Source organism: Pseudomonas extremaustralis, assembly GCF_900102035.1.
In the GTDB taxonomy this organism is placed as follows: Bacteria; Pseudomonadota; Gammaproteobacteria; order Pseudomonadales; family Pseudomonadaceae; genus Aquipseudomonas; species Aquipseudomonas extremaustralis.
Window position 1 is genome coordinate 6,433,514 of sequence record NZ_LT629689.1, and the last position, 25,856, is coordinate 6,459,369.

A 25,856-nucleotide genomic window follows, 5' to 3' on the forward strand; every position below is an offset into this window, starting at 1 on the left:
GTGGAACCTACCGTCGTCGACCATTCCTCCATGTGGAGCCTGGTCAGCAATGCCAGTGTTGTGGTTCAACTGGTCATGCTGACCCTGGTAGCCGCATCGGTTACCTCTTGGGTCATGATTTTTCAGCGCAGCAACCTGCTGCGTGCCGGTCGACGTGCCCTGGAGAGCTTTGAAGAGCGCTTCTGGTCGGGAATCGACCTGTCCAAGCTGTACCGCCAGGCTGGCAGCAACCCGGATCCGGATTCGGGCGTCGAACAGATCTTCCGCGCCGGCTTCAAGGAGTTTTCCCGCCTGCGCCAGCAACCGGGCGTTGACCCTGAAGCGGTAATGGAAGGTGTGGCCCGTGCCATGCGCGTCGCGATCTCCCGTGAAGAAGAGAAGCTGGAGCAGAGCCTGCCGTTCCTCGCGACTGTCGGTTCCGTGAGCCCATACATCGGCCTGTTCGGTACCGTGTGGGGGATCATGAACTCTTTCCGCGGCCTGGCCCAGGCCCAGCAAGCGACCCTCGCCACCGTGGCTCCGGGTATCGCCGAAGCCCTGGTTGCCACCGCGATTGGCCTGTTCGCCGCTATCCCCGCAGTAATCGCCTACAACCGCTTTGCTGCCACTAGCGAAACGTTGATCGCTCGTTACTACACCTTCGCCGAAGAATTCCAGGCGATCCTGCACCGTAAAGTGCACACCAGCGAAGAATAAGCAGGTAATTCCCAATGGCTTTAATCGCTCGATCTCGCAAAAAGCGCAAGCCGGTCGCTGAGATGAACGTAGTGCCCTACATCGACGTGATGCTGGTGCTGCTGGTGATCTTCATGGTGACCGCGCCGATGCTCAACCAGGGCGTGAAGGTTGATCTGCCCAAGGTTTCCAGTGAAGCCCTGCCGCAAGACAACAACACTCAGGTCCTGACCATTTCGATCAAGGCTGACAAGACCTATTACTGGAACCTTGGCAGCGAAGTCGACACTCAGAAGCAGCAAGACAAGGCCCTGACCTTGCCCGCGATGACCGATGCGGTGACCAAGATCATTCGCTCCGGCAACGAAGGCGGCAAGCACACCCAGGTGTTCATCCGGGGCGACAAGTCTGTCGACTACGGCTCTGTCATGGGCGCCATGGGCGGGCTGCAGAAGGCCGGCGTCGGTAACGTTGGCTTGATTACCGAGGCGCCCTGATGCACCAACAGCGAGAGCCGTCCGCCTCGGAAAGCTTCTTCTGGCCTAGCGTCTGGGCAATCGCCCTGCACGTCCTGGTATTTGGCCTGCTGTTCGTCAGCTTTGCCATGACCCCGGACCTGCCGCCAGCCAAGCCGATCGTGCAGGCGACCCTGTATCAGCTGAAATCGAAAAGCCAGGCCACCACCCAGACCAATCAGAAGATTGCGGGTGAGGCCCAGAAGTCGGCTGCGCGCCAGACTGAAGTCGAGCAGATGGAACAGAAGAAGGTCGAGCAGGAAGCGGTGAAGGCTGCTGCGGAACAAAAGAAAGAAGAGGCGGCTCAAAAGGCCGAGGAATCGAAAAAGGCTGACGAAGCCAAGAAGGCCGACGAGGCGAAAAAGGCTGATGAAGCCAAGAAAGCCGAGAAAGCTGCCGAAGCGAAAAAAGCCGAAGAGAAACAATTGGCTGATATAGCCAAGAAGAAAGCCGAAGACGAAGCGAAGAAAGCTGCCGAGGAAGAGGCCAAGAAAAAGGCCGCTGAAGAGGCCAAGAAAAAGATAGTCGAAGACGCGAAGAAGAAAGCCGCCGAAGACGCCAAGAAAAAAGCTGAAGCAGACGAGGCGAAAAAGAAAATCGCCGATGATGCGAAGAAGAAAGCTGCCGCCGATGCCACCAAGAAAAAGGCCCAGGAAGCAGCGCGCAAATCCGCCGAAGAGAAAAAGGCCCAGGCCTTGGCAGATCTGCTTTCCGACACGCCGCAGCGTCAGCAAGCTTTGGCCGATGAACGGGGTGACGAAGTCGCGGGCAGTTTCGACGACCTGATTCGGGCACGGGCAGCAGAAGGCTGGACGCGTCCACCTTCGGCACGTAAAGGCATGACAGTAGTGCTGCAGATCGGCATGTTGCCGGACGGTACGGTGACTTCGGTCAGCGTGGCCAAGTCCAGTGGTGACGGTTCGTTCGACAGTTCGGCGGTTGCCGCGGTCAAGAACATTGGCCGGTTGACCGAGATGCAGGGAATGAAACCAAGCGACTTCGCTCCCTATCGTTCATTCAAGATGACATTCACACCTGAGGATCTAGCCTTGTGAGAAACCTTCTTCGAGGAATGCTTGTCGTTATTTGCTGTATGGCAGGGATAGCGGCGGCGGATGAAAAGAACATCCTGGTCACCAGCGGTAGCGATCGGGCCACCCCGATCGCGGTCGTACCGTTCGGTTGGCAGGGCGGCAGTGTTCTGCCGGACGACATGGCCCAGATCGTCAGCGACGACCTGCGCAACTCCGGTTACTACGCGCCGATTCCGAAAGGCAACATGATCAGCCAGCCAACCCAGGCCAGCGAAGTCATCTTCCGTGACTGGAAAGCCGTTGGCGCCCAGTACCTGATGGTCGGCAACATCGTTCCGGCGGGTGGTCGCCTGCAGATCCAGTACACGTTGTTCAACGTGGCCACTGAACAGCAGGTCCTGACCGGCAGCGTTTCGGGCACTGCCGAACAACTGCGGGACATGGCCCACTACATTTCGGACCAGTCGTTTGAAAAGCTCACCGGTATCAAGGGGGCTTTCTCGACGCGTCTGCTGTATGTAACGGCTGAACGATTCTCCGTAGACAACACGCGTTATACCTTGCAACGCTCGGACTACGACGGTGCGCGGGCTGTCACTTTGCTGCAATCGCGCGAGCCAATCCTGTCGCCGCGTTTCGCACCGGATGGCAAGCGCATTGCCTACGTGTCTTTCGAGCAGAAGCGTCCGCGCATCTTCGTCCAGCACATTGACACGGGGCGTCGTGAGCAGATCACCAACTTCGAAGGCCTCAACGGTGCGCCGGCCTGGTCTCCGGATGGTTCGCGCCTGGCGTTCGTGTTGTCCAAAGACGGCAACCCGGATATCTATGTGATGAACATGGCTTCGCGCCAGATCTCTCGCGTAACCAGCGGTCCAGGTATCAATACCGAACCGTTCTGGGGTAAAGATGGTTCGACCATCTATTTCACTTCCGATCGTGGTGGTAAGCCGCAAGTCTATAAAACAAGTGTTGGCGGCGGGGGCGCGGAACGCGTGACCTTTATCGGTAACTACAATGCCAACCCTAAGCTTTCGGCTGATGAAAAGACGTTGGTGATGATTCACCGTCAGGATGGTTTCACTAATTTCCGGGTTGCGGCCCAGGATTTGCAGCGCGGAACCGTAAAAATCCTCACAGATACCAACCTAGATGAGTCAGCCACTGTTGCGCCCAACGGCACCATGGTAATCTACGCCACCCGCCAGCAGGGCCGGGGAGTCTTGATGCTCGTGTCCATTAATGGACGCGTAAGGCTCCCGCTTCCTACCGCACAAGGCGAAGTCAGAGAACCATCCTGGTCCCCTTACCTGAACTGACGCGGCGCTACATGATTTGCTTAACACACTGGGGTTCATTAGGAGTTTCACGATGGAAATGCTGAAGTTTGGTAAGTTTGCTGCTCTGGCTCTGGCTCTGTCCGTAGCCGTTGGTTGCTCGTCTAAAGGCGGCGACAATGCCGGTGAAGGCGCAGCTGTTGATCCAAACGCTGGTTACGGCGCTAACTCTGGTGCAGTTGACGGCTCCCTGAGCGAAGAAGCTGCTCTGCGCGCTATCACCACTTTCTACTTCGAATACGACAGTTCGGATCTGAAACCAGAAGCCATGCGCGCTCTGGACGTTCACGCCAAAGACCTGAAAGCTAACGGCGCTCGCGTTGTACTGGAAGGTAACACTGACGAACGTGGTACTCGTGAGTACAACATGGCACTGGGCGAGCGTCGTGCGAAAGCCGTTCAGCGTTACCTGGTACTGCAAGGTGTTGCTCCAGGCCAACTGGAACTGGTTTCCTACGGTAAAGAGCGTCCAGTCGCTACTGGCCACGACGAGCAGTCCTGGGCTCAAAACCGTCGCGTCGAACTGCGTAAGTAATTCGTCATGCGAACGTGCCGTCGTGCTCTAACTGTATTGGCTCTCAGCCTCGCTCCGCTTGCGGTGTGGGCTGCGGTTCCTGTGGTAGATAGCAACTCAGGCTATAACAATAGCGGGAGCAGTTATCCGCCAGCAGGTTATGGCACGAACGGCGCCTATGCTGGGGGGGCGGCTACGTCCGCGCCCTCGGCACAGGGCGAACTGTTCAACCAGCTGCAACGCATGCAGGATCAATTGTCGCAGCAGCAGGGCGCCATTGAAGTTCTGCAGAATCAAGTGAACCAGCTGAAGCAAGAAGGCCTGGAGCGTTACCAGGATCTTGATCGACGTATAGGAGCCGGCGTTACACCTGCCGCTACTCCTGATAATTCTTCTGCCGGTGGCGCGCCAAGTGCCGTCGCCGTTGGTGCTGCGGCTGGGGCCGCAGCTGGCAGCCAACCCCCTGCCGCCAGCAGCGAACCGGGTGATCCGGCGAAAGAAAAGCTGTATTACGATGCAGCCTTCGACCTGATCAAAGCCAAGGACTTCGATAAAGCCAGTCAGGCATTTACCGCATTCCTGCGCAAATACCCGAATAGCCAGTACGCGGGCAATGCCCAATACTGGTTGGGCGAGGTTAACCTGGCAAAGGGTGATCTGCAGGGTGCCGGCCAAGCATTTGCCAAGGTCAGCCAGCTGTACCCCAAGCACGCCAAGGTGCCGGATTCGCTGTACAAACTCGCTGACGTAGAGCGCCGCCTGGGTCATACCGACAAGGTCAAAGGCATTCTGCAGCAGGTGGTGGCCCAATATCCTGGGACGTCTGCTGCCCAGTTGGCCCAACGGGATCTGCAACGCTTGTAAGCGATGCCTTCCGTCTAGAAGAAACCCGCGCTTGCCGCGGGTTTTTTCGTTAGAATCCACGCCCTTTTATGAAACACGCTTCCTGGGGTCTACGCGTTGGCGGGGTCTCTTGAAGTGCCTGACGGAGGCGGACAGCCTGTTTAGCTGTTACGCCCGTGGCGACTATGCAAGACACATTACGAATTACCGAAGTTTTTTACTCGTTGCAGGGTGAAACGCGAACGGCTGGCCTGCCTACAGTGTTTGTGCGCTTGACCGGCTGTCCTTTGCGTTGCCAATACTGTGACAGCGCCTACGCCTTCAGTGGCGGCACTGTGCGCTCCCTCGACGACATCCTGGAGCAGGTTGCCGGTTATCGGCCACGTTACGTCTGTGTGACGGGAGGCGAGCCCCTGGCGCAACCCAATGCCATTCCCTTGCTCAAACAGTTGTGTGATGCCGGCTACGAGGTCTCCCTGGAAACCAGTGGCGCCCTGGATATCTCGGCGGTGGACCCGCGCGTGAGCCGAGTGGTCGATCTCAAGACTCCGGGCTCCAAGGAAGCGCACCGCAATCGCTATGAGAACATTGAGTTGCTGACGGCCAACGATCAGGTCAAGTTCGTCATCTGTTCCCGTGAAGATTACGACTGGGCGAACTCCAAGCTTATTCAGTATGGCCTGGACCGTCGCGCGGGCGAGGTGCTGTACTCCCCAAGCCACCATGATCTGAATGCTCGGGACCTGGCCGACTGGGTGGTGGCTGACAATCTGCCAGTGCGCCTGCAATTGCAACTGCATAAATATCTTTGGAACGACGAGCCGGGGCGCTGAAATGACTGAACAAACGATCGATCAAAAACGCGCTGTCATCCTGTTGTCCGGTGGCCTGGACTCCGCCACCGTGGTAGCGATGGCGCAGGCAGAGGGCTACACCTGCTACACCATGAGTTTCGACTACGGCCAGCGCCATCGCGCCGAGCTGAATGCTGCTGCCCGCGTAGCGCATGACATGGGTGTGGCCGAACACAAGGTGATCGGCCTGAATCTCAACGGGATCGGTGGCTCAGCCCTCACCGACAGCAGCATCGACGTGCCGGAAACGCCGGGAGAAGGCATTCCGGTGACATACGTACCGGCTCGCAACACTGTGTTTCTGTCCCTGGCCCTTGGCTGGGCAGAAGTATTGAATGCCCGCGACATCTTTATTGGCGTCAATGCGGTGGATTATTCCGGTTACCCGGACTGCCGCCCAGAGTTCGTGGAGTCGTTCGAGCGCATGGCTAACCTGGCAACCAAGGCCGGTGTCGAAGGGCATGGTTTCCGTATCCTGGCGCCGCTGCAGAACCTCAGCAAAGCCGATATCGTGAAGGCCGGCATAGGACTTGGCGTCGATTATTCGCTGACTGTTTCCTGCTATCAGGCAGACAATGACGGCCGTGCTTGTGGGAAATGTGACAGCTGCCGACTGCGTGCAGAAGGCTTCCAAGCGGCCGGAATTGCGGACCCAACGCGTTATTTCTGATTTATTTCAAATAAGGTGTTGAATAATCCTTAGAAATCAGTATTATACGCGCCACCACACAGCGGGTCGTTAGCTCAGTTGGTAGAGCAGTTGGCTTTTAACCAATTGGTCGTAGGTTCGAATCCCACACGACCCACCATTTTTGGCGGTTTAGAAAATCCGGAAGGCCCACGCAAGTGAGGATTTCCGGGTTTTTTTTGCCTGCGATTTGGCAGCTTGCCGCGCAATCGAATCCAGACTCGGCGTTATGTAAACAAACGGCCAGTCTCAGCGGGGCTGAAACTGGCCGTCAACGTATTGCGGTCTTCAGGTTGGGTCGATGGTTGTCCGATTAGAAAATCGAGATCGGGTAGTCCACGATCAGGCGGGTTTCGTTGTAGTCCCCTTCGGCCTGATCGGCGTTGCCGCGGTGCCAGGCTTGGCGCACTCGCATCGACAAGTCTTTGGCTGGACCGGTTTGCACCACGTATTTGGCTTCAAAGTTGGTTTCGTGATGCTTGCCATCGGCGCCATAACCGTAGGCCTGGTAAGCACTGCCGACCGGCATGTGGGTGCCGTCGATATTGTCACCGTTGAGATAGCGCGTCATAAAACTCAGCCCCGGCACGCCGTAAGCCGCCATGTTCAGGTCGTAACGGGCCTGCCAGGACTTTTCGCCAGGGCCGTTGAAGTCAGAGTATTGAACCGAGTTGGCCAGGAAGATGGAGTCGGCCAAATCACCTGACTTGTTATTACCGACGGCCACATAGTCAAACGGAGTGTTGCCATGAACTTTTTGGAATGCCAGTGTAACCGTATGGGCGCTCAGGAAAGAGTAAGCCGCCGCCAATGACCAAGTGGTGTTGTTGATAGTACCGGCTTTGGACTGGCCGGAATCGTTGGTGCGGTAGATATTGAAGTCCAGGTTCAGTGATTGATCGGCAGTGAACGGAATGGTGTAGTTGGCATTACCATAATATTGATGCCAGACGTCTTTGAGGTCCGACGCAAACAAACTCATGGACAGATTATCCGTCAGCGCATATTTGCCGCCGAGATAGTCAATGCTTTTGGCCGGTATGTTTGCATAACCTGCATACAGTTCATGGCTATTGTTGGTTGTGGTCGGACCGTTACTGCTGGTGAAGTGTCCCGCGTCGAGGTTCAACCCTTCAATTTCACTGCTCAACAGGTTGAAGCCGGTCGCCGTTTGAGGGGTGGCGCGAGTACCCGCAGTGGCCAGGACGGGGTTGTTGGGCTGCAAGTTGCCATAATGCAGCTCAGTCTTGGAGAATCGTGCCTTGATCGACGCGCCTGCGCTGCTGAAATCATTCTCCGGCCGGCCGTTGCTGTCGACCGGCAAGTTGCCTGAGCCCGCGTTGCCTTTGCCACCGTCCAGCTTCACCCCCCAGTATCCGTAGGCATCCACACCAAAACCGACGGTGCCTTGGGTGAAGCCGGAAGTGAAGTTGCCTTGGACCACTTGCAACCAGTCCTGCTTATCGCCTGCCGAATTCTTACCATCACGATCAAAATAAAAGTTGCGAAGTAAGAGGTTCAGACTGCTGCCTTCAACAAATCCCTTGGCCGTCGCCTGGTCGTCCACACCAGCAGCTGACGCTAGTTGACTAACACCCAGTGAGACCGCCAGCGCCATCCAATTACACTTTGAAGACATTTTTCGTTCCCCAGTTTTAATAGAACTGCCTCGCCTTTCAACCCACGACCAGCAGGAGAATTCCTGAAGTCAGGCGGTTAAAAGCGAACAGTCATAAGTCGATGGCAGATAAGAAGAAAGCTCTACGTCGCAGCCCAGTGACTGCGCACAGTGATACACCGTTTTATAACGGTTTATTTTTAATATAGGGCGGGCCCTAAGGTGGAAAACTTATAACACTTTCCCGTCGAAATAATGATCACGTTTTTCGCGAAAGTAATTATCCATTTCTGTAACAATTGAGCTCACACAAGCCGATGCTCAAGCACGTCTAGAGAGTGGGATAGCGCACACCAAATCGCCTCCTTGCTGCTTCGCGAGGGTCATGTCGATGCGGCAAGACGCCAATTCGATTATTTTGTGCTCAGCCGGCTGGGTTGACGGCAGAGATCACGCCGTCGAGTTGGGCCACCAGCGTCAGGTCCGGGGACAGGCGCCAGATGCGGTCACGTTCGCGGGTGCGCTCCAGCACCCGTTGTTCCAGGGATTCGTTGAGCTTGTGCAAGGCGTCTTCGGCTTCATGCAGGGCTGTGATGTCGCGGGATACGCAGAGGATCTGTTCCGGCTGGCCGTTACTGCCAAGGATCGGGCTGACCTGCACACGCCACCATTTCAGGTTGCCGGCCAAGGTCTCGGCGGGGCCGATAAAGCTTGCGCTCTTACCGTTTTTGGCGGCCTGCACGGCGGTTTTGGCATCGAGGTGGCCCTGATGTTTCCAGAAGTCCGGCCAGGGGGCAGCCGCGGATGACGTTGAAGTCACTGACTTCCATGATTTTCTGGCCACCTTCGCTCATGAAGGTGAGACGGTCATCGAGGTCGAGTAGGTTGGCGCAATCGTTGGTGTTGCCCAGCACGCGCTGGATGAACGCTTCGTTTTGGTCCAGGCCGGAGGCGGTCAGCTCGCTGGCCTCACAGCCCATCCCGACGGTGCTATTCATTTGAGTTTTGCCGAGGGGATTAAGTGGCACCCATCATGTCATTAAGATATGTGTTGTCTTACCAGCGACTTCCTGAGCGCTGCATTGCAGAGACAGTTTGTTGTGTGGCTCTTTGCTATGTATATCGACGGCAATGCTTTTAATCGCGGTGTGTCTTGGTTAGATTGAAGGCTACTCAGCTTTTAAGACATGGACTGTCATGACTACGCTAATGCCGATCATCGCTAGCAATCCTCTCATTGTTAGCGCTACCGCCACACCGCCCGCCACGTTGGCGAACACTGTCGATGTCTCACCGGTTCGACCTGCTTCGTTGGTCAGTCTCGGCAATCCGCCTGCCGATGTCGTTGATATCTACTCCCGAGACGGGCAGATGCCGGGCCGGGAAAGTGTACGTGCCTGGGAAAATAGCAGTCAGGACGCAGTCACCAAGATCATAAACGCCAGCTTTAACTCGATCTCCACAGCCAGTCGCTACAGCGGCTTGGGAGCGGCATTGGTGGCGCAATTCACCCAGGGCGGCGGTGCGGGCATTTCACAGTCCGTACTCAACACCACGGCTGACCGAGCCGGGGACGCCAGCGCACTCAAGACCGACCAGGCCGTGCTGCACAATAAGGCCGACAACCAGGTCAGCCTCAGCATCAAGACCGCCAGCGGCAAGATCGTCACCTTCAGCCTGTCCAGCCAGAAAGATGGGCTGGGCGTGCAGGCTACGGTCGAGGGGGGCGATTTGACTGCTGACGAGCTCAAGGCCGTCGGTCAACTGGGCAGTGCGTTCCAAGCCTCGGTCGATGGGCTCACTGCCGTGCCACCAAAACTCGACCTGAGCCAATTGACGCAGTTCGATTCAAAGGTGCTGGCGTCCGTAGACCTTAATGCCAAGGTGACGTCCCAGGGTAATGATGACCTGACTTTGGCCTTTCACGCCGACAGCCAGAGCCGCACGACACGCATGAGTGGCCCGGCGGGTAGCATTGACCTGGCGGTGGACCTGAAAAACCCTGCGATCTTCGGCGATGCCAAACAACAGGCCAACGCGCTGAAAACCTATCTCGCCCAGTTCGACCGAGTGGAAAAGCGAGGGAGTGCCAACGCCGACTTGATGGCGATGTTCAAAGACGCATTCAGCGCCATGAACAGTAACTACCCGCAAAGCGCCGCCGTGGATGCCTTGAGTAATAATCCGAGCGACAAAGGCCTGCTGACCGGACTGGCCGACTTCAAAGCATCCATCAAGCAGGCCGTAGACAGTTCCAACTCAATGCGCCCTTCAGAGGTCGACAGTTTTTCCTACAATGTGTCGCAGAAAACCCAGGTCAATGGTCGCAGCAGCGCGGATCGCAGCGTCACCCAGAACCAGCAATCGGTGCTGTCGGCAAGCTTCCACAAAGGCCTTGATGGTGGGAAACCGCCGGTGTTTGATGGCAGTCGCGAATCGCAAAATTACCTTTATGTGGAAGTGCAGGACAGGGCCAGCAGCACCGCGAGCCTTGCCTATCAAGACGGCCAACTGACCCGTGCTTCCGTCACGCAGGCGGCTTCCCAGAATACCCACACGCAAAAGTATGTGATGGCCAACCTGGTAGAAGATACCGTGGTGCCGAAGGACGGTTCATCCAAGCGCGACTACCTGGCACTGCTCGAACATGCGGGCAGGGAAAGCAAAAAATCCAAGGATGCGCTGGAGCAGTCGACGTTGAAGGATGCATTGGTGAAGATGCATGATTCAGTCCTGTTGCAGGATGATCCGGATGTGCTGACGCGCTGAGGGGCATGCTGGTCAATGCGGCAAGCCCCAGTGATGAGCCTTCACGTTTTTTTTGCCCGACGGATGCGCTGCGTCGTGCCAGATTAGGCTTTTGAATCCATTCGATATTCTGTAGCCTTGCGCAGCTTCACCTTAACCCGTGCTTGATGACATCATCACTTCGTCCGGCGGCGCCCGAAGGGCTCCAGAGCCGGTGATACACTCGACTTTCGCGCAACGGCGCCTGCAGGTCTTGCGAACATGACGCAAATTTCCGAACGCCTTCTGGTTCAAGCCCACCTCGACGCCAAGCAGCCCAAGGCCCTCAGTGCCGATGAAGAGGCGAGCTTGCGGACTGCCATTGCCGCCGAGCTCAAGGCTCAGGACGCGGTGTTGGTCGCTCACTTTTACTGCGATCCGGTGATTCAGGCCCTGGCCGAAGAAACCGGCGGCTGCGTCTCCGACTCCCTGGAAATGGCGCGCTTCGGCGCCGCCCACCCGGCCAAGACTGTGCTGGTCGCCGGTGTGCGTTTCATGGGCGAGACCGCCAAAATCCTCACCCCCGAAAAGCGCATCCTGATGCCGACCCTGGAAGCCACGTGCTCCCTCGACCTGGGTTGTCCGGTGGAGGAGTTTTCGGCGTTCTGCGACCAGCATCCCGAGCGCACGGTGGTGGTGTATGCCAATACCTCGGCGGCGGTCAAAGCCCGCGCCGACTGGGTGGTGACCTCCAGCTGCGCGCTGGAAATCGTCGAAAGCCTGATGGACAACGGCGAGACCATTATCTGGGGCCCGGACAAGCACCTGGGTACGTATATCCAGCGCCAGACCGGTGCCGACATGCTGTTGTGGGACGGCGCCTGTATCGTCCACGAAGAGTTCAAGTCCAAGCAACTGGAAGACATGAAGGCGCTGTACCCGGATGCCGCGATACTGGTGCACCCGGAATCGCCGACCTCGGTGATCGAACTGGCGGACGCCGTGGGCTCCACCAGCCAGTTGATTGCCGCCGCCCAGCGTTTGCCGAACAAAACCTTCATCGTGGCGACCGATCGCGGCATCTTCTACAAGATGCAGCAGTTGTGCCCGGACAAGGTCTTCGTCGAAGCGCCTACCGCCGGTAACGGCGCGGCGTGCCGCAGCTGCGCGCACTGCCCATGGATGGCGATGAATACGCTGGAGCGCACCCTGCAGTGTCTGCGTGAGGGCAGTAACGAGATCATCGTCGAGCCGGCGCTGATTCCCCACGCCGTGCGCCCGCTCAAGCGCATGCTGGATTTCACCCAGGCTGCGCGCCTGAAGCTGGCCGGCAACGCATAGTCGGACGCGCTAAAAAATGTAGGAGGGGGCTTGCTCCCTCCCACATTTTGATCCGCACAAGCAGGACGTTATTTTTTTTGCTTCGGAACCCGCACCAACTGCGTGTCGGAATAGATGTCGTGCCAGCTGCGTTTGCGCTTGTCGAACAACGACCAGATAAACCCCAGCCCCACGCACAGCCACGACGCAATCGACACCACAAAGCGCAACAATGCCTGCCACAGACTGATGCGCGAGCCATCGGCGTTCTGCACGCGTACCCCCCACACCTGCATGCCCAGGGTCTGCCCGGAGTGGGTCCAGAACTTGGCGAAGAAGCCAAACAGCACGAACAGCAGAATGGTCGACAGCAATGGGTCGCCGTCCAGCGCGCCTGATTCGGTGAGGGTGCGCATCTTGGCTTCGCCGACGAATGCGATCCATATCAGTTTGTAGATGAACGCAGTGACGATCAGCAGGGCCGTGCACAACAGGAAATCATAAAACATCGCTGCCAGGCGACGGCCCAGGCCAACGGCGGGGAATTCGCCTTGGGGGCTCAGCAGGTTCTTCGGCATGGCAGGTCTCTCGGCTGGAAAAAAGCCATTTTACGTAATAACGGCCATAAAAAAGCCTCTGATGTCACCATCAGAGGCTTTTTGTCGCAGGAGGGATCAGGCTTCGGCGATCACTTCATCTGCTTGCAGGCCTTTTTGGCCTTGTACCGAGACGAAGGTCACTTTCTGGCCTTCCTTGAGGCTTTTGAAGCCGTTGCCCTGAATAGCGCGGAAATGCACGAACAGATCCGGACCGCTTTCTGGAGTGATAAAACCAAACCCTTTCTCGTCGTTAAACCACTTGACGGTACCGCTCTGACGTTCAGCCATTTTCTTATTTCCTTGACGCTAAAAATTAATGACAGTCCCTTTCGCATGAAAGAGTACTGGGCTGGGTTGCAGGAAAGTAAGAGACGTCGAACGGGTGTAGCAAACTTTGGCTACTGCCCAGGTCCAGGTTCCAAGCGACCCATGCAAACACAGTGGGCAAACTCTACGCCAACTAATGGAGAAAAAACAAGCCCCGGAAAATGCCTTGGTTTTGCTCGGCGATATGACACTTGGGTGAACAGTTGGGCGATCACTTATTCGATAGAGTTAATCACTTGTTATAGGTTGTTCCCGATAATAATGACTATCGTCAATGCACTGTTTTATGGCGGTTGCGTTACAGATTAGTGCACGTTACGCAACCGCGTTACTTATAGGAACAGTCAATTAGCCACGGTAGTAACGTTGTGGCACGAATGGCATTTTACTTACACGAAGTGCCACTCTTTTCCCACGCACCAGCGCAGAGACCGGGGTGTCCAGCGCGGTGAATGCGCTGTCCAGGTAACCCATGGCCAGCGGGCCACCGAGGCTCGGGCCGAAGCCGCCGCTGCAGACACGGCCGATCACGCTGCCGTCTGCGTCGACAATCTCTGCGCCTTCACGCACCGGTGTGCGTTCCTGGGGCAGCAGGCCAACACGCTTGCGGCTCACGCCTGTTTGTTGCTGGGCGAAGATGCGGTCCGCGCCAGGAAAGCCGCCGGCACGGGCACCGTCAGCGCGGCGGGCCTTGGAGATCGCCCACAGTAGGTTGGCTTCGATCGGCGTGGTGTCGGTGTTCATGTCGTGGCCGTACAGGCACAGACCGGCTTCCAGGCGCAGCGAGTCGCGGGCGCCCAGGCCGATGGCTTGCACTTCGGATTCGGCCAGCAGGCTGCGGGCCAGTGTCTCGGCACTGGCAGCGGGCACGGAAATCTCGAAGCCGTCTTCGCCGGTGTAGCCGGAACGGCTGACGTAGCAGTCCACGCCCAGCAGGCGCAGGGCGGCGAATTGCATGAAGGTCATCCGGGTGACTTCCGGCGCCAGGCGCGCCAGCACCTTGACGGCCGCCGGGCCTTGCAGGGCCAGCAGCGCGCGTTCTTCGAACAGCGGTTCGACGGTGCATTGGTCGCCGATGCGCGCACGCAGGTGGGCCAGGTCCTGGTCCTTGCACGCAGCGTTGACCACCAGGAACAGTTCGTCGTTACCCAGGTTGGCCACCATCAAGTCGTCGAGAATGCCGCCCTGGTCATTGGTGAACATCGCATAACGCTGCATGCCCACCGGCAAGTCGATGATGTCGACCGGCACCAGGGTTTCCAGGGCCTTGGCGGCATTGGCGCCGGTCAGGCGGATCTGGCCCATGTGGGACACATCGAACAACCCGGCCAGCTCACGGGTGTGCAGGTGTTCTTTCATCACGCCCAAAGGGTATTGCACCGGCATGTCATAGCCGGCGAAGGGCACCATGCGCGCGCCTAGCTCCAGGTGCAGGGCGTGCAATGGGGTTTTCAACAGAGTTTCGGTGGACATATTCAGCTCCTAAAAAAACGTGCTGGCGCGCCTTTGGGCGTCAGCACTCGATGATGTTGACCGCCAAACCGCCACGGGCGGTTTCCTTGTATTTGCTTTTCATGTCGGCGCCGGTCTGGCGCATGGTGCGGATGACTTTGTCGAGGGACACGAAGTGCTGCCCGTCGCCACGCAAGGCCATGCGCACCGCATTGATCGCCTTGATCGAGCCCATGGCATTGCGCTCGATGCACGGCACCTGGACCAGGCCGCCAATCGGGTCGCAGGTCAGGCCGAGGTTGTGTTCCATGCCGATCTCGGCGGCGTTTTCCACCTGGGAAACCGTACCGCCCAACACTTCGCACAATGCCCCGGCGGCCATGGAGCAGGCCACGCCGACCTCGCCCTGGCAGCCGACTTCGGCGCCGGAAATCGAGGCGTTTTCCTTGTAAAGAATCCCGATGGCGGCAGCAGTGAGCAGAAAGCGCACCACGCCGTCTTCGCTCGCGCCGGGGATAAAGCGCATGTAGTAATGCAGCACCGCCGGCACAATCCCGGCCGCACCGTTGGTGGGCGCCGTGACCACGCGCCCGCCGTTGGCGTTTTCTTCGTTGACCGCCAATGCGTACAGGTTGACCCAATCGAGTACCGACAATGGGTCGCGCAGGGCCGACTCCGGGTTCCCGCACAATTGGCGATGCAGGGCGGCGGCACGTCGCTTGACCTTCAAGCCGCCGGGCAAGATGCCTTCATTGCGACAACCGGCGGCCACACAATCCTGCATCACCTGCCAGATCTTCAGCAGGCCGGCACGGGTTTCGGCTTCGGGGCGCCAGGCACTTTCGTTGGTCAGCATCACCTGGCTGATGGACAGCCCGTAGGTGGCGCAATGACCGAGCAAGTCCTTGGCGCTTTTGAACGGGAAGGTCAGGGGCGTGGCATCTTCGACGATCCGGTCGGCGCCGGCGGCGTCTTCGTCCACCACAAACCCGCCGCCGACCGAGTAGTACTCGCGGCTGCGGATCTGGATACCGGCGGCGTCAAAGGCACGGAAGATCATGCCGTTGGGATGGTAGGCGAGGGGTTTGCGAATCATCGCCAGGTGTTCTTTCTCATTGAACGCAATGCTGTGTTCGCCGAGCAGGTTCAAGCGGCCGTCGCTGCGCATCTGTGCCAGGCGTGCGGCGACGGTTTCAGTGTTCACGGTGTCCGGGTGTTCGCCTTCCAGGCCGAGCAGCACGGCCTTGTCGCTGCCGTGGCCTTTGCCGGTGGCGCCGAGTGAGCCGTAGAGTTCCACCTTGACGCAGGTGGTGGCGCTCAGCAGGTCGTCGCGGCGCAACCCCTCGACAAAGCGGGCGGCGGCGCGCATCGGGCCGACGGTGTGGGAACTGGAGGGACCGATGCCAATCTTGAACAGGTCGAACACGCTAAGGGACATGGTTGTTCTCCGGTTTCTTATTATTCTCAAAGTCGTACGCGGTCGAGTGTGGGAGGGGGCTTGCTCCCTCCCACCTTTTGGATCGCGCTCAGGCCGTCAGGTTATGCGTAGCTCTCGACTGAAGGGCAGGCGCACACCAGGTTGCGATCGCCGAACACGTTGTCGACCCGGCCAACCGGCGGCCAGTATTTGCCGTCGATCAACGAGGCGACCGGGTACACCGCCTGTTCGCGGCTGTATGGGTGGCTCCATTCACCCACCAGCTCGGCTGCGGTGTGCGGTGCGTTCTTCAGCGGGTTGTCGTCCTTGTCCAGCGTGCCGTTCTCCACGGCGCGGATTTCTTCGCGGATGGCGATCATGGCGTCGCAGAAGCGGTCCAGTTCTTCCCTGGATTCGCTTTCGGTCGGCTCGATCATCAAGGTGCCGGCCACTGGGAACGACATGGTCGGTGCGTGGAAACCAAAGTCGATCAGGCGCTTGGCCACGTCATCGACGCTGATGCCGCTGCTGTCCTTCAACGGCCGCAGGTCCAGGATGCATTCATGCGCCACCAGGCCGTTGCTGCCGGTGTAGAGCACCGGGTAGTGCTCCTCGAGGCGACGGGAAATGTAGTTGGCATTCAGGATCGCCAATTGCGAAGCGCGCTTGAGTCCCGCACCGCCCATCATGCTGATGTACATCCAGGTGATCGGCAGGATGCTTGCGCTGCCGAACGGCGCCGCGCACACCGCGCCTTCCTTGCGTGCCATGGCCGCGTGGCCGGGCAGGAATGGCGCCAGGTGGGATTTGACGCCGATCGGGCCGACGCCCGGGCCGCCGCCGCCGTGGGGGATGCAGAAGGTCTTGTGCAGGTTCAGGTGGGACACGTCGCCGCCGAACTTGCCCGGTGCGCAGAGGCCGACCATGGCGTTCATGTTGGCGCCGTCGATGTACACCTGGCCGCCGTTATCGTGGACGATCCCGCAGATTTCGCGGATACCTTCTTCGAACACGCCGTGGGTGGATGGGTAGGTGATCATCAGCGCGGCGAGGTGGTCGCGGTGCTCGATGGCCTTGGCGCGCAGGTCCTCGATGTCGACGTTGCCACGGGCGTCGCAGGCGGTCACGACCACGCGCATGCCGGCCATGTGGGCGGTGGCCGGGTTGGTGCCGTGGGCCGACGAGGGGATCAGGCAGATGTCGCGGCGATCATCGCCACGGCTCTGGTGATAGGCACGAATCGCCAACAGGCCGGCGTACTCGCCCTGGGAGCCGGCGTTCGGTTGCAGCGAGATCGCGTCGTAACCGGTGGCCGCACAGAGCATGGCTTCCAGTTCGGTGGTCAGTTGCAGGTAGCCGGCGCTTTGTTCGGCCGGGGCGAACGGGTGCAGGGCGCCGAATTCGGCCCAGGTCACCGGGATCATTTCGCTGGCGGCGTTGAGCTTCATGGTGCAGGAGCCCAGCGGGATCATGGTGCGGTCCAGCGCCAGGTCCTTGTCGGCCAGCTTGCGCAGGTAGCGCATCAGCTCGGTTTCCGAGTGATAACGGTTGAACACCGGGTGGCTGAGGATCGCTGACTGACGCAGCAGCGCGGCCGGCAGGGTGCTGTCGACGCTGGCGGCCAGGGCGGCGAAGTCCGGCAGGGCTTTGTCGCCCGCGAAGATCGCCCACAGGGTTTCGATATCGGCCTGGGTGCTGGTCTCGTCGATCGACAGGCCAACACGCCCGGCATCCACCACGCGCAGGTTGATGCGTTGGGCGCGGGCCTTGTCATGCAGGGCTGCGGTGTGGGCGCCGGTGTCGAGGGTCAGGGTGTCGAAGAAGTGTTCCTGCTCGACCTTCAGGCCCAGGGCGCTCAGGCCTTTGGCGAGGATCGCGGTCAGGTGATGAATGCGCTTGGCGATCTGGGTCAGGCCTTTGGGGCCGTGGTACACGGCGTACATGCTGGCGATGTTGGCGAGCAGGACCTGGGCGGTGCAGATGTTGCTGGTGGCTTTCTCGCGGCGGATATGTTGCTCGCGGGTCTGCATGGCCAGGCGCAGGGCCGGCTTGCCGAAGCGGTCGACCGAAATCCCGACCAGACGCCCCGGCATGTCGCGCTTGAACGCGTCCTTGGTGGAGAAGTACGCCGCGTGCGGGCCGCCGAAGCCCAGCGGGACGCCGAAGCGTTGTGCGCTGCCGATGGCCACGTCGGCGCCGAACTCACCCGGTGGGGTCAGCAGGGTCAGGGCCAGCAGGTCAGCGGCCACGGCCACCAGGGCATTGGCGGCGTGGAAGCGTTCGGTCAGTTCGCGGTAGTCGAACACGTCGCCGTTGCTGGCCGGGTATTGCAGCAAGGCACCGAAGAACGGGCTGACGTCGCTCAGTTCGCGTTCATCGCCCACCACCACGTCGATGCCCAGTGGCTCGGCACGGGTGCGCAGCACGTCGAGGGTCTGCGGGTGGCTGTGGATCGAGGCGAAGAAGGCATTGCTGCCCTTGTTCTTGCTCAGGCGTTTGCAGAAGGTCATGGCTTCGGCGGCGGCGGTGGCTTCATCCAGCAGCGAGGCGTTGGCGATCGGCAGGCCGGTGAGGTCGCTGATCAGGGTCTGGAAGTTCAGCAGCGCTTCCAGGCGGCCTTGGGAAATCTCCGGCTGGTACGGCGTGTAGGCGGTGTACCAGGCCGGATTTTCGAGGAGGTTGCGCAGGATCGGCGACGGTGTGTGGCAGTTGTAGTAGCCCTGGCCGATGTAGGTCTTGAACAGTTGGTTCTGGCTGGCGATGGCCTTGATCCGGGCCAGGGCCTCGGCTTCGCTCAGGCCGTCTTCCAGGCCGAGCACGCTGGTGCCCTTGATGCTTTCCGGGATCACACTGGCGCTGAGGGCTTCCAGGGAATCGAAGCCTAGGCGGGCGAGCATCTGTTGCTCGTCGTCCTGGCGCGGGCCGATGTGGCGGGCGATGAATTCGTTGGCGGTGCTGAGATTGACGGTCATGGTGCGTTCCTCAGGCTTGGGCATTGGCTTTGATCAGGCGGTCGTACGCATCCTGATCCAACAGCTTAGTCAGTGCGTCGGCGTCAGCCGGTTTAAAGCGGAAGAACCAGCCTTCGCCCATCGGGTCTTCGTTGACCAGTTCCGGGCGGCCTTCCAGCTCGGCGTTCACTTCGATGACTTCACCGTCCAGGGGCATGTACACGCCGCTGGCGGCCTTGACCGATTCCACGGTGGACGCTTCGGCGCCCTTGTCGTAGGCCTGCAACTCCGGCAGTTGCACGAAAACCACATCACCCAGCGCGTCCTGCGCGAAAACGGTAATGCCTACGGTGACGCTGCCATCGGCTTCGGCACGCAGCCATTCGTGATCTTCAGTGAAACGCAACTCGCTCATGGAAACTCCTCAGGGCCAGATTCGTCTGGTGGACGGGATGGGAATAATGGGGTGTTGCTTAGCAATATCGCGGCCAATGTTATTAATGCTTTATAAATCAATAAGTTATGAGAAATGGTTATACGCTTATGTCTTTTGGCTGTAGCGATTTCGCTACAGTTGAGCCGCTGAAAAAAAGCCTATGTGGATCAAAGCCTTGCATGGCGCGCAAAAAGAAGGGTTGTAGCGATATCGTTACGCTGTAGCGCTTTCAGTACGCTTTTAGGTCGCTTTCAGCACTCCGGTGGATGATCTATCTACCGTTGTGCCCGCTCATCCGCGTTTTAACGTGCACGCCTCTCGTTTTCAGGATGCGTCCCATGAGTGCTTCAACCGCCATTCCTCCGGAGATTTCTCAGGCCCGCCGGTCCCACGATTATTTATCCGGGGTGTTTGCCCAGCGCCCGAGCCTGACCCTGGTGGCCCAGGCCATGCTCCAGGCCTGGATCGATGATGAAGGTGTCGGTTCCCGTCTGCTGGTCAGTGACACCTGGATCGGGGTGAAGCCCGCAACGTCGACCGGCACGGCCTATACGCAGTTGATCACCTTGAGCGATGCGCTGATCCAGCGTTGCATGCGCGACGAGGCGCTGAACTACACGCCCGGCCATCACCACGTGTTGCGCCAGTCGGGGCCGCAGGTGTTCGAGCCGGTGACCGCAGCCATCGGCGTGGATGACATCGAGTTGATGCTCAATACCCTGGCGCCCGACGTGCTCGCAACGTTTGCCCAGCGCTGGGTGGACTACTGGAACGGGCGGGTCTCGGACGGGGTTTCCCACAGCCGCTGGAACGCCGTGGGCGGTCAGTTGCGCACGTGCCTGCTCACGGCGCGGCAGAACCCGCCGCTGACGGCGGCGCAAGCACGGGGACTGCTGGGGCTGGGGGATGAGCAGACGCAGCAACTGTGGGCGCAGCGGGTGGACCGCGAAGCCCTGGGCAAACCCGATGTGCTGCGTATCTATCAGGTCTATGGGGTCCAGGGTGACGGCGTGGGGGAGTGGTTGCCGCTGCTGGTCTTGCAGCGTCGGGTCCAGGGGCAACTGGTCAACCTGGTCTACGTTCCGGTGCTGAACCTGCTCAGGCTCGATAGCCTCGACACCCTCGGCAACCTGCTGCCCCGCTACATGAGCGACTACCGGCCGGGCGTGCCCGTCAACTGGGTGCTTCGCGAGCCCGACGGCGACGTCTTCGATGCGCTGGCCCAGACCTTGCTCGAGCGGCAACTGCGCAAGCTGTCCCGGATCGACTGGTCGGCGCTGCCCGAAGTCGAAAGCTACGAACGCCTGTTCGCCACTCTCACGTCGCCCCTGGCCTGGTTCGATCCCGATGACCTGCAGCAGCCCCACGAAGAGCAACTGCCGGTGTGGCTACAGGGCGCGCGCAGCGCCGATCGCCAGCGCTATGGTCAGTGGCTCGAGCGCCTGCAACGCGTGCAGCAGAGCACCGGCGGCGCTCTGTTCCTGGACGGTCTTGAACCCATCGATGTGTATGCACGCAAGGCCCTGCAACGGCAACTGCGCCTGGACCATCCCGAGCACACGGCTCTCGACCCGGACGACCTCGTGCTGACCTTCGAGCGCACCCAGGGTGGCACCGTCGGCTGGACGCAACACGCTGCCAGGACCTTGACCCAATGCTCGCTGGAAAATCCCTTCGCCAGCACCTATGCCAGCGTGCAGATCAGCCATGTGGCCGGGCCGGGTAACGTGCCCGGCTGGTTGACGGCGGCTTACCTCAAGCACCTGATCGCGCGCGTGGATGTGGGCCGCCACTACCCACAGTTGCTCGCGCATGCACTGATAACCGACCCGACGGAATCGGCGCGGCGCCGCCGTTTGTTTGTGGATCAGATGGCGCTCCAGTTGCCGATGCGGGCCCTTGAAAACAGCTTGCGCCAGCGCCACGGGTTTACCCGCTCGGGCGCCAGGGCTGTGCACGCCCTGTTGCAGCCCGATCCGTCACAGCGGACGGTCGACGGCGCAGTGATTGTGGCGCGGCCCCTGGCGTTCCTGACCCACGCCGGAGGGCGTGCCCATCGGGCCGCCAACCTGTTTGTGATCGGGCCCCGCGACAACGGCGGGCTGCCCCATGTTCTCTATCGGCCGGACCAGGATGAAGCGCTCCTGCAGCAATTCCCCAGTCGCCAGGCGCTGCTCGACGAAGTCGCGCGCCCGGGCGACCTGCAAACCCTGGTGCTGCAACGGTTGCCAGAGAGCAGCCGGGCCTTGTTCGGCAACGGCGGTTTCCTGCACCCCCATGTGCAGCGGTTCCTGCAGGGCGATGAATACGATCAACAGCCGCTCTCAAGCCCGGCGCTGCTCAGTGACGAAACGGTGCCTGGCGAGTTCCTGGCGGCGGTGTTCGACGAAAACGCGAAGAGCCTGTGGCAACTGGCGGTCAGCCAGTCGGTGTCCAACGAGGCGCTGCGCTGGACCGTGTTCAAGAACGATCTGTGGCAAGTGTTCACGGCGCTGTTACCCATGATCAGGGGGCCGGTGGCGGTGGCGGGCTGGCTGTTTCAGGCACTCGCTACCTTTCGCGCGGTGCTGGCATTGCCGGCGCAGGCCAGCCGCGAGGCGTCTGCCGATACGGTCGCCGAACTGATGGGCAGCCTGGCCGGCCTGCTCATGAGCCCTGTGGTCAGGCTGGATGAGCGTTTGCGCCTGAACGGCCCGCGCGTCCTTTCAGCCGGCGCGGGGCAGGTGCGCGAGGCGATCCCGGTCAGCCATGCGCGCCAATCGGCGTCGACCTTTGCCTGGCAGCGCGCGTTCGCGGATATCAGCGCCATGGATTATTCCTGGTCCAATTCACGCTTCAAGCTGGCCCCGACGCAGCAGGCCGCGCTCGAGACCTTCCAATGGTCACCCCGGGCCGGCGAGCGTTGGCCGGCGCATCCTACGTTGGGCGCGCCGCACAGCCCGGTGCGCGGCCAAGTCCGGGTGCTGCGTGGTGGCGCACCGGCCAGCCAGGAAAACTACACGCTGATCGACAGCAAGGTGTATGGCGTCAGCGCCATCGAGGGCGGCTGGCGCATCGTCGATCTCCGGGAGCCCCGGCGCCTGGGGCCGTGGCTCGGGAAAAACTCACAGGGTGTGTGGACCGTCGACCTAGGCCTGCGCTTGCTCGGTGGGCAGCCCAAACCCACGGCGGCCCAGCGGCGTGCGCAACTGGAACAGAACAGTCTGGCGCTCGAGCAGCAGTACCGCGAAGCGAGCACCGAGGTGGAGCAGGCAGAACGCATCCTGACCGCCGCCGAGGACCTGTGTGAAAAGGCCCATTTGAGCGCGCAAGGGGCCTTCACCGACCAACACCGCCGCAGTGCCAGGGCCCGTTATTGGCAGGAACTGGAGAAAAAAGCCGAGACACTGCAAAAAAAGCTCAATGTGCTGCTGCAAAAAAACGCCACTAAGCCCATGGACGGTTTTGAAAAAGAGCACAGCCTGCAGTTGCGCGACATGCTGTTGAACATGCGCCGGCAAATGTTCGTGTTGATTTTCAGTCGCCGGGAAGAGCAGTTTTCCGAGACGCGTTTGGCGCAACTGGCCGCGCAGTTGGAGGATCAGGATTCGACCGTGGTCCGGGCGGCGTTCAGTGTGTTGGCCGAGGAAAGTCAGCGGGTTGCCGAGTTCCACGAAAAGATGGTCAACCTGAGCTTTTGGGAGCGGGTCTTTTACGAGCGTTTGCTGAGCATTCCGGGGCATGCCTCGTACATCGCCGACATTGGCCCTTCCCCCCATGGCCTGCCGCTGGACTGGCGCACCTTGCAGTTGCAGGCACTCAAGCAGCGCCTGTGGCGGCGGCCGCCGTTGCCTGAAGAGCAGGAGGATTTCACTCGCATCGAGACGGCGATTGACGAAGCGATCCAGTCGGCCCAGTCGCAGAAAACCATCGATGAGTCCGGCGTGCTGAGCCTGGCGCAACGTATTGAAGGCATCCAGGCGATTCTGCACGAATACGCCAAAGCCTTTGCGCTGCTGGAGGAATACCGCGCCCTGGCGCCGGACCTGTTGCTGGGCGACAGCGAAGTGCCGGTGGGGACTACGATCCTCAGTCTGGAACAGGAGTCGAGAATCGCCCTGGCCAAGCTGCTGCGTGAGCAGGCACGCGACCCCGCAGTCGGCAGGGTGCGTGCGCCCGGTTCCGGTCAACGGCTGATCCGCGATTCGAAGAAGCGCTATCAGTTGGGCCAGGTGCGCGCGCGCACTCCAGATGCCACCGAAGACATCGTCGATGTCATCAACCCGATCGACCGCAAAGTCGTCGTCAGCTTGCATCAGCGGCCCGGCTCCGCCGAATTCGAGGCCGTCACCGAGGCTGGCGTCGCCGTTCCCCGCCCGACCCGCTCCCTGGAAAACCTCAAGGGCGACGCGCGCCGGCTGTTGGCCCGAGAGCCGATCGTGCAGCAGCAGGCCCGCGACGAGGCGCTCGGGTCCAGCCTGCCGGCCAGCGTCGAGGCCCGGTTGACGCGGCAGTCCGACGCCATCAAGGCCGTCGCCGAGAAGATTCGCAAAGCATTGCCGCCCACGCCGGATACCGCCACCCAGGCGCTGCTCGATGAGTTGGAGCAGGCCAGCCGCCGTTACCTGGAGCAGGGGCGGTTATTGCGCATCGACATGCTCAAGCGCCTGCCGCCCGAAGAGGACGGGATTGCCTGGCTCAAGGCCCAGGGCGAGGTGCAGATCCTGCGCATCGAAGGGCGGATCCCCCTCAAGCGGGCTGATGATTTCTTGCAGGAGTATGTGGTCAAGGACCGGCAGGGCAGGGTGCTGGCCTACGCGCATTTTCACTACACCACGCCGACCACCGCCGACGTTGCCTACAACGCCGGGCATCTCAAGCGACCGGAGCAGCGCTTCATGAGTTTCCGCAGCCTGGCCGACAAGGCCGACAGCGACGTGATCGCGATCTACTATTCGCGCATCAGCGCGCCGATGGCCGAGCGCCTGTTTTTCAGCGCCACGGAGTCCGTCAAGCACCGTGGGCGGCGCGCGTTCTGGTGATCAGGGTTTGCCGGGAATGCCGTACTTGCGCAAGCGATGGGCGATGGCGGTGTGGGAAGTCTGCAAGCGGCTGGCCAGTTGTCGCGTCGAGGGATAGGTGACGTAGAGCTTCTCCAGCAGGCTGCGTTCGAAGTCTTCGACGGCCTGTTCGAGGCTGTCTACTTCACCGTCGCTCTGGCGCGCCACCGAGGTGCCGGCAATGTCGAGGTCGCCGATGTCCACCAGGCTGCTTTCGCAAATGGCCGCCGCGCGGAAGATCACGTTCTGCAATTGGCGCACATTGCCTGGCCAGCGGTTGCCCAGCAGGGCCGGGTAGGTGCCGGGCGCGAGGCGGCACACCGGGCGCTGGATCTGCGCGCAGGCCTGCTGCATGAAGTAGCGGGCCAGCAACAGGATGTCCTGGCCGCGTTCGCGCAGGGGCGGCACTTCGACGTTGAGCACGTTGAGGCGATAGAACAGGTCTTCGCGAAACGTGCCCTCGCTGACCATTTTTTCCAGGTTGCGGTGGGTGGCGCTGAGGATGCGCACATTGACCTTCACTTCGCGGTCGCCGCCCACGCGGCGAAAGCTGCCGTCGTTGAGAAAACGCAGCAGCTTGGCCTGCAGATAGGGCGACATCTCGCCGATTTCATCGAGGAACACCGTGCCCTGGTTGGCCAGCTCCATCAGCCCAGGCTTGCCGCCGCGCTGGGCGCCGGTGAAGGCGCCGGGCGCGTAACCGAACAATTCACTTTCGGCCAGGTTCTCCGGCAGCGCCGCGCAGTTCAGCGCCAGGAACGGCGCACTTGAGCGCGCACTGATGGCGTGGCAGGCGCGCGCCACCAACTCTTTGCCGGTGCCGGTTTCGCCCTGGATCAACAACGGTGCATCCAGCGCCGCCACCCGCTGCGCACGGGTCTTGAGGGTGCGGATCACCGGGGATTCGCCCAACAGCGCATCAAACCCTTCGGCATGGTCATGGTGCAATGCCGACAGTTGTTCGCCGATGCGGTTGGGCTGGTAGAGGGTCAGCAGGCCGCCGGCGTCGGTGATCGGCGTGGCGTCGAGCAACAGGGTCTGGCCGTTGACGGCGATTTCGCGCAGCGGCAGGCGAAAGCCATTTTCGAGCAGGGTGTCCAGCAACGCCGGGTCATTGAACAGCTCGGCGATGCTTTCCCCGGCCGGTTCGCGACCGTACAGCGCGATCAGCGCCGGGTTGGCCAACAGGATCTTGCCGGCGCTGTCCAGAGCCAGCACCGGGTCGGTCATGGCTGCCAGCAGGGCGTCGAGTTGCAGGTGGCGGCGCTGGCCGGGAAGGATGTCGACCACGGTGACCGCCTGCACGCCGCGCACGCTGAACAGCGCATCGCGCAGCTCTTCGAGCACCTCGGCGCTGAGGGTCGGCGCGTCGATGTAGACGTTGGGCGGCACCATCTCCACCGCATCCAGGTTCAGATTGCGCCCACCGAGCAGGGCCAGGACTTCCTGGGTAATGCCAACGCGGTCGATGAAGCTGACGTGGATACGCATGGGGCGGTTAGGGATTCTG

General features: G+C 60.5%; 19 protein-coding genes, 1 tRNA gene and 1 pseudogene. 12 read left to right on the forward strand and 9 right to left on the reverse strand.

The annotated features are described in order from the left end of the window. From tolQ to BLR63_RS29685, 9 genes are all read left to right on the forward strand, one after another. Positions 1-696: a protein TolQ gene (gene tolQ, locus BLR63_RS29645; RefSeq protein ID WP_010566150.1), complete on the forward strand. Its 696-nt coding sequence runs from the start codon at positions 1-3 to the stop codon at positions 694-696. Positions 697-719: 23 nt separating this feature from the next. Continuing rightward, complete coding sequence (tolR, locus tag BLR63_RS29650) at positions 720-1,172, forward strand: protein TolR (protein ID WP_162097537.1); 453 nt, start codon at positions 720-722, stop codon at positions 1,170-1,172. After that, entirely contained in the window at positions 1,172-2,245 is a 1,074-nt protein-coding gene (tolA, locus tag BLR63_RS29655) for a cell envelope integrity protein TolA (protein WP_010566152.1), read from the forward strand. The genes tolR and tolA overlap by 1 nt, the downstream gene beginning before the upstream one ends. A 17-nt stretch (positions 2,246-2,262) precedes the next feature. Next, entirely contained in the window at positions 2,263-3,543 is a 1,281-nt protein-coding gene (gene tolB, locus BLR63_RS29660; protein ID WP_042947113.1) for a Tol-Pal system beta propeller repeat protein TolB, read from the forward strand. Between the two features lie 52 nt (positions 3,544-3,595). Continuing rightward, a complete protein-coding gene (gene pal / locus BLR63_RS29665; RefSeq protein WP_003175795.1) occupies positions 3,596-4,096 on the forward strand; it encodes a peptidoglycan-associated lipoprotein Pal in 501 nt (166 codons plus the stop codon). Positions 4,097-4,102: 6 nt separating this feature from the next. Further along, positions 4,103-4,939, forward strand: a complete 837-nt coding sequence (gene ybgF, locus BLR63_RS29670; RefSeq protein ID WP_010566154.1) for a tol-pal system protein YbgF — start codon at positions 4,103-4,105, stop codon at positions 4,937-4,939. Between the two features lie 164 nt (positions 4,940-5,103). Next, positions 5,104-5,751, forward strand: a complete 648-nt coding sequence (gene queE, locus BLR63_RS29675) for a 7-carboxy-7-deazaguanine synthase QueE (protein WP_010566155.1) — start codon at positions 5,104-5,106, stop codon at positions 5,749-5,751. A gap of 16 nt (positions 5,752-5,767) precedes the next feature. Then, on the forward strand, positions 5,768-6,442 hold the full coding sequence (gene queC / locus BLR63_RS29680) for a 7-cyano-7-deazaguanine synthase QueC (protein WP_042947126.1): 675 nt from the start codon (positions 5,768-5,770) through the stop codon (positions 6,440-6,442). Between the two features lie 63 nt (positions 6,443-6,505). After that, positions 6,506-6,581: transfer RNA gene (locus BLR63_RS29685), tRNA-Lys, on the forward strand. 192 nt (positions 6,582-6,773) lie between these two features. Here the strand turns inward: BLR63_RS29685 and BLR63_RS29690 are convergent. Together BLR63_RS29690 and BLR63_RS29695 are read right to left on the reverse strand one after the other, a co-directional pair. Continuing rightward, a complete protein-coding gene (locus tag BLR63_RS29690) occupies positions 6,774-8,099 on the reverse strand; it encodes an OprD family porin (RefSeq protein WP_042947115.1) in 1,326 nt (441 codons plus the stop codon). 409 nt (positions 8,100-8,508) lie between these two features. Beyond that, a pseudogene (locus BLR63_RS29695) lies at positions 8,509-9,076 on the reverse strand (PAS domain-containing protein); the annotation flags it as partial. 373 nt (positions 9,077-9,449) lie between these two features. On the opposite strand from BLR63_RS29695, the gene BLR63_RS29700 reads away from it, so the two are divergent. Continuing rightward, the gene (locus tag BLR63_RS29700) at positions 9,450-10,847 is read left to right on the forward strand and encodes a hypothetical protein (protein ID WP_010566158.1); all 1,398 of its coding nucleotides are present in this window, start codon (positions 9,450-9,452) and stop codon (positions 10,845-10,847) included. Positions 10,848-11,087: 240 nt separating this feature from the next. Next, positions 11,088-12,146, forward strand: coding sequence for a quinolinate synthase NadA (gene nadA, locus BLR63_RS29705; RefSeq protein ID WP_010566159.1), 1,059 nt, complete (start codon positions 11,088-11,090; stop codon positions 12,144-12,146). A gap of 68 nt (positions 12,147-12,214) precedes the next feature. Here nadA and BLR63_RS29710 read toward each other — a convergent pair whose 3' ends face one another. The 6 genes from BLR63_RS29710 to gcvH all read right to left on the reverse strand — a co-directional run bounded on the left by BLR63_RS29710 (position 12,215) and on the right by gcvH (position 19,286). Then, on the reverse strand, positions 12,215-12,703 hold the full coding sequence (locus tag BLR63_RS29710) for an RDD family protein (protein WP_010566160.1): 489 nt from the start codon (positions 12,701-12,703) through the stop codon (positions 12,215-12,217). Positions 12,704-12,799: 96 nt separating this feature from the next. Then, positions 12,800-13,012 (reverse strand): cold-shock protein, encoded by a 213-nt coding sequence (locus tag BLR63_RS29715; RefSeq protein WP_010566161.1) that lies wholly within the window; start codon positions 13,010-13,012, stop codon positions 12,800-12,802. Between the two features lie 387 nt (positions 13,013-13,399). Continuing rightward, a complete protein-coding gene (gcvT, locus tag BLR63_RS29720) occupies positions 13,400-14,524 on the reverse strand; it encodes a glycine cleavage system aminomethyltransferase GcvT (protein ID WP_010566162.1) in 1,125 nt (374 codons plus the stop codon). 40 nt (positions 14,525-14,564) lie between these two features. Continuing rightward, positions 14,565-15,941 carry an L-serine ammonia-lyase gene (locus BLR63_RS29725; RefSeq protein ID WP_010566163.1) on the reverse strand — a complete coding sequence of 459 codons (1,377 nt, stop codon included), beginning with the start codon at positions 15,939-15,941 and terminating at the stop codon, positions 14,565-14,567. Positions 15,942-16,042: 101 nt separating this feature from the next. Beyond that, entirely contained in the window at positions 16,043-18,892 is a 2,850-nt protein-coding gene (gcvP, locus tag BLR63_RS29730; RefSeq protein WP_010566164.1) for an aminomethyl-transferring glycine dehydrogenase, read from the reverse strand. Positions 18,893-18,902: 10 nt separating this feature from the next. Then, the gene (gcvH, locus tag BLR63_RS29735) at positions 18,903-19,286 is read right to left on the reverse strand and encodes a glycine cleavage system protein GcvH (protein WP_010566165.1); all 384 of its coding nucleotides are present in this window, start codon (positions 19,284-19,286) and stop codon (positions 18,903-18,905) included. 359 nt (positions 19,287-19,645) lie between these two features. Between gcvH and BLR63_RS29740 the strand changes: the two genes are divergently transcribed. Next, positions 19,646-24,328 (forward strand): coiled-coil domain-containing protein, encoded by a 4,683-nt coding sequence (locus tag BLR63_RS29740; RefSeq protein ID WP_010566166.1) that lies wholly within the window; start codon positions 19,646-19,648, stop codon positions 24,326-24,328. Here BLR63_RS29740 and BLR63_RS29745 read toward each other — a convergent pair whose 3' ends face one another. Beyond that, entirely contained in the window at positions 24,329-25,837 is a 1,509-nt protein-coding gene (locus BLR63_RS29745; RefSeq protein WP_010566167.1) for a sigma-54-dependent transcriptional regulator, read from the reverse strand. It abuts the gene before it with no gap. Positions 25,838-25,856: the final 19 nt, after the last annotated feature.

Bases quoted from the DNA above. Each gene is read 5' to 3' on its own strand.
- tolA (WP_010566152.1), top strand. From the start codon at position 1,172: ATGCACCAACAGCGAGAGCCGTCCGCCTCGGAAAGCTTCTTCTGGCCT.
- tolB (WP_042947113.1), top strand. From the start codon at position 2,263: ATGCTTGTCGTTATTTGCTGTATGGCAGGGATAGCGGCGGCGGATGAA.
- pal (WP_003175795.1), top strand. From the start codon at position 3,596: ATGGAAATGCTGAAGTTTGGTAAGTTTGCTGCTCTGGCTCTGGCTCTG.
- ybgF (WP_010566154.1), top strand. From the start codon at position 4,103: ATGCGAACGTGCCGTCGTGCTCTAACTGTATTGGCTCTCAGCCTCGCT.
- queE (WP_010566155.1), top strand. From the start codon at position 5,104: ATGCAAGACACATTACGAATTACCGAAGTTTTTTACTCGTTGCAGGGT.
- BLR63_RS29690 (WP_042947115.1), bottom strand. From the start codon at position 8,099: ATGTCTTCAAAGTGTAATTGGATGGCGCTGGCGGTCTCACTGGGTGTT.
- BLR63_RS29700 (WP_010566158.1), top strand. From the start codon at position 9,450: ATGCCGGGCCGGGAAAGTGTACGTGCCTGGGAAAATAGCAGTCAGGAC.
- nadA (WP_010566159.1), top strand. From the start codon at position 11,088: ATGACGCAAATTTCCGAACGCCTTCTGGTTCAAGCCCACCTCGACGCC.
- BLR63_RS29710 (WP_010566160.1), bottom strand. From the start codon at position 12,703: ATGCCGAAGAACCTGCTGAGCCCCCAAGGCGAATTCCCCGCCGTTGGC.
- BLR63_RS29715 (WP_010566161.1), bottom strand. From the start codon at position 13,012: ATGGCTGAACGTCAGAGCGGTACCGTCAAGTGGTTTAACGACGAGAAA.
- gcvT (WP_010566162.1), bottom strand. From the start codon at position 14,524: ATGTCCACCGAAACTCTGTTGAAAACCCCATTGCACGCCCTGCACCTG.
- BLR63_RS29725 (WP_010566163.1), bottom strand. From the start codon at position 15,941: ATGTCCCTTAGCGTGTTCGACCTGTTCAAGATTGGCATCGGTCCCTCC.
- gcvP (WP_010566164.1), bottom strand. From the start codon at position 18,892: ATGACCGTCAATCTCAGCACCGCCAACGAATTCATCGCCCGCCACATC.
- gcvH (WP_010566165.1), bottom strand. From the start codon at position 19,286: ATGAGCGAGTTGCGTTTCACTGAAGATCACGAATGGCTGCGTGCCGAA.
- BLR63_RS29740 (WP_010566166.1), top strand. From the start codon at position 19,646: ATGAGTGCTTCAACCGCCATTCCTCCGGAGATTTCTCAGGCCCGCCGG.
- BLR63_RS29745 (WP_010566167.1), bottom strand. From the start codon at position 25,837: ATGCGTATCCACGTCAGCTTCATCGACCGCGTTGGCATTACCCAGGAA.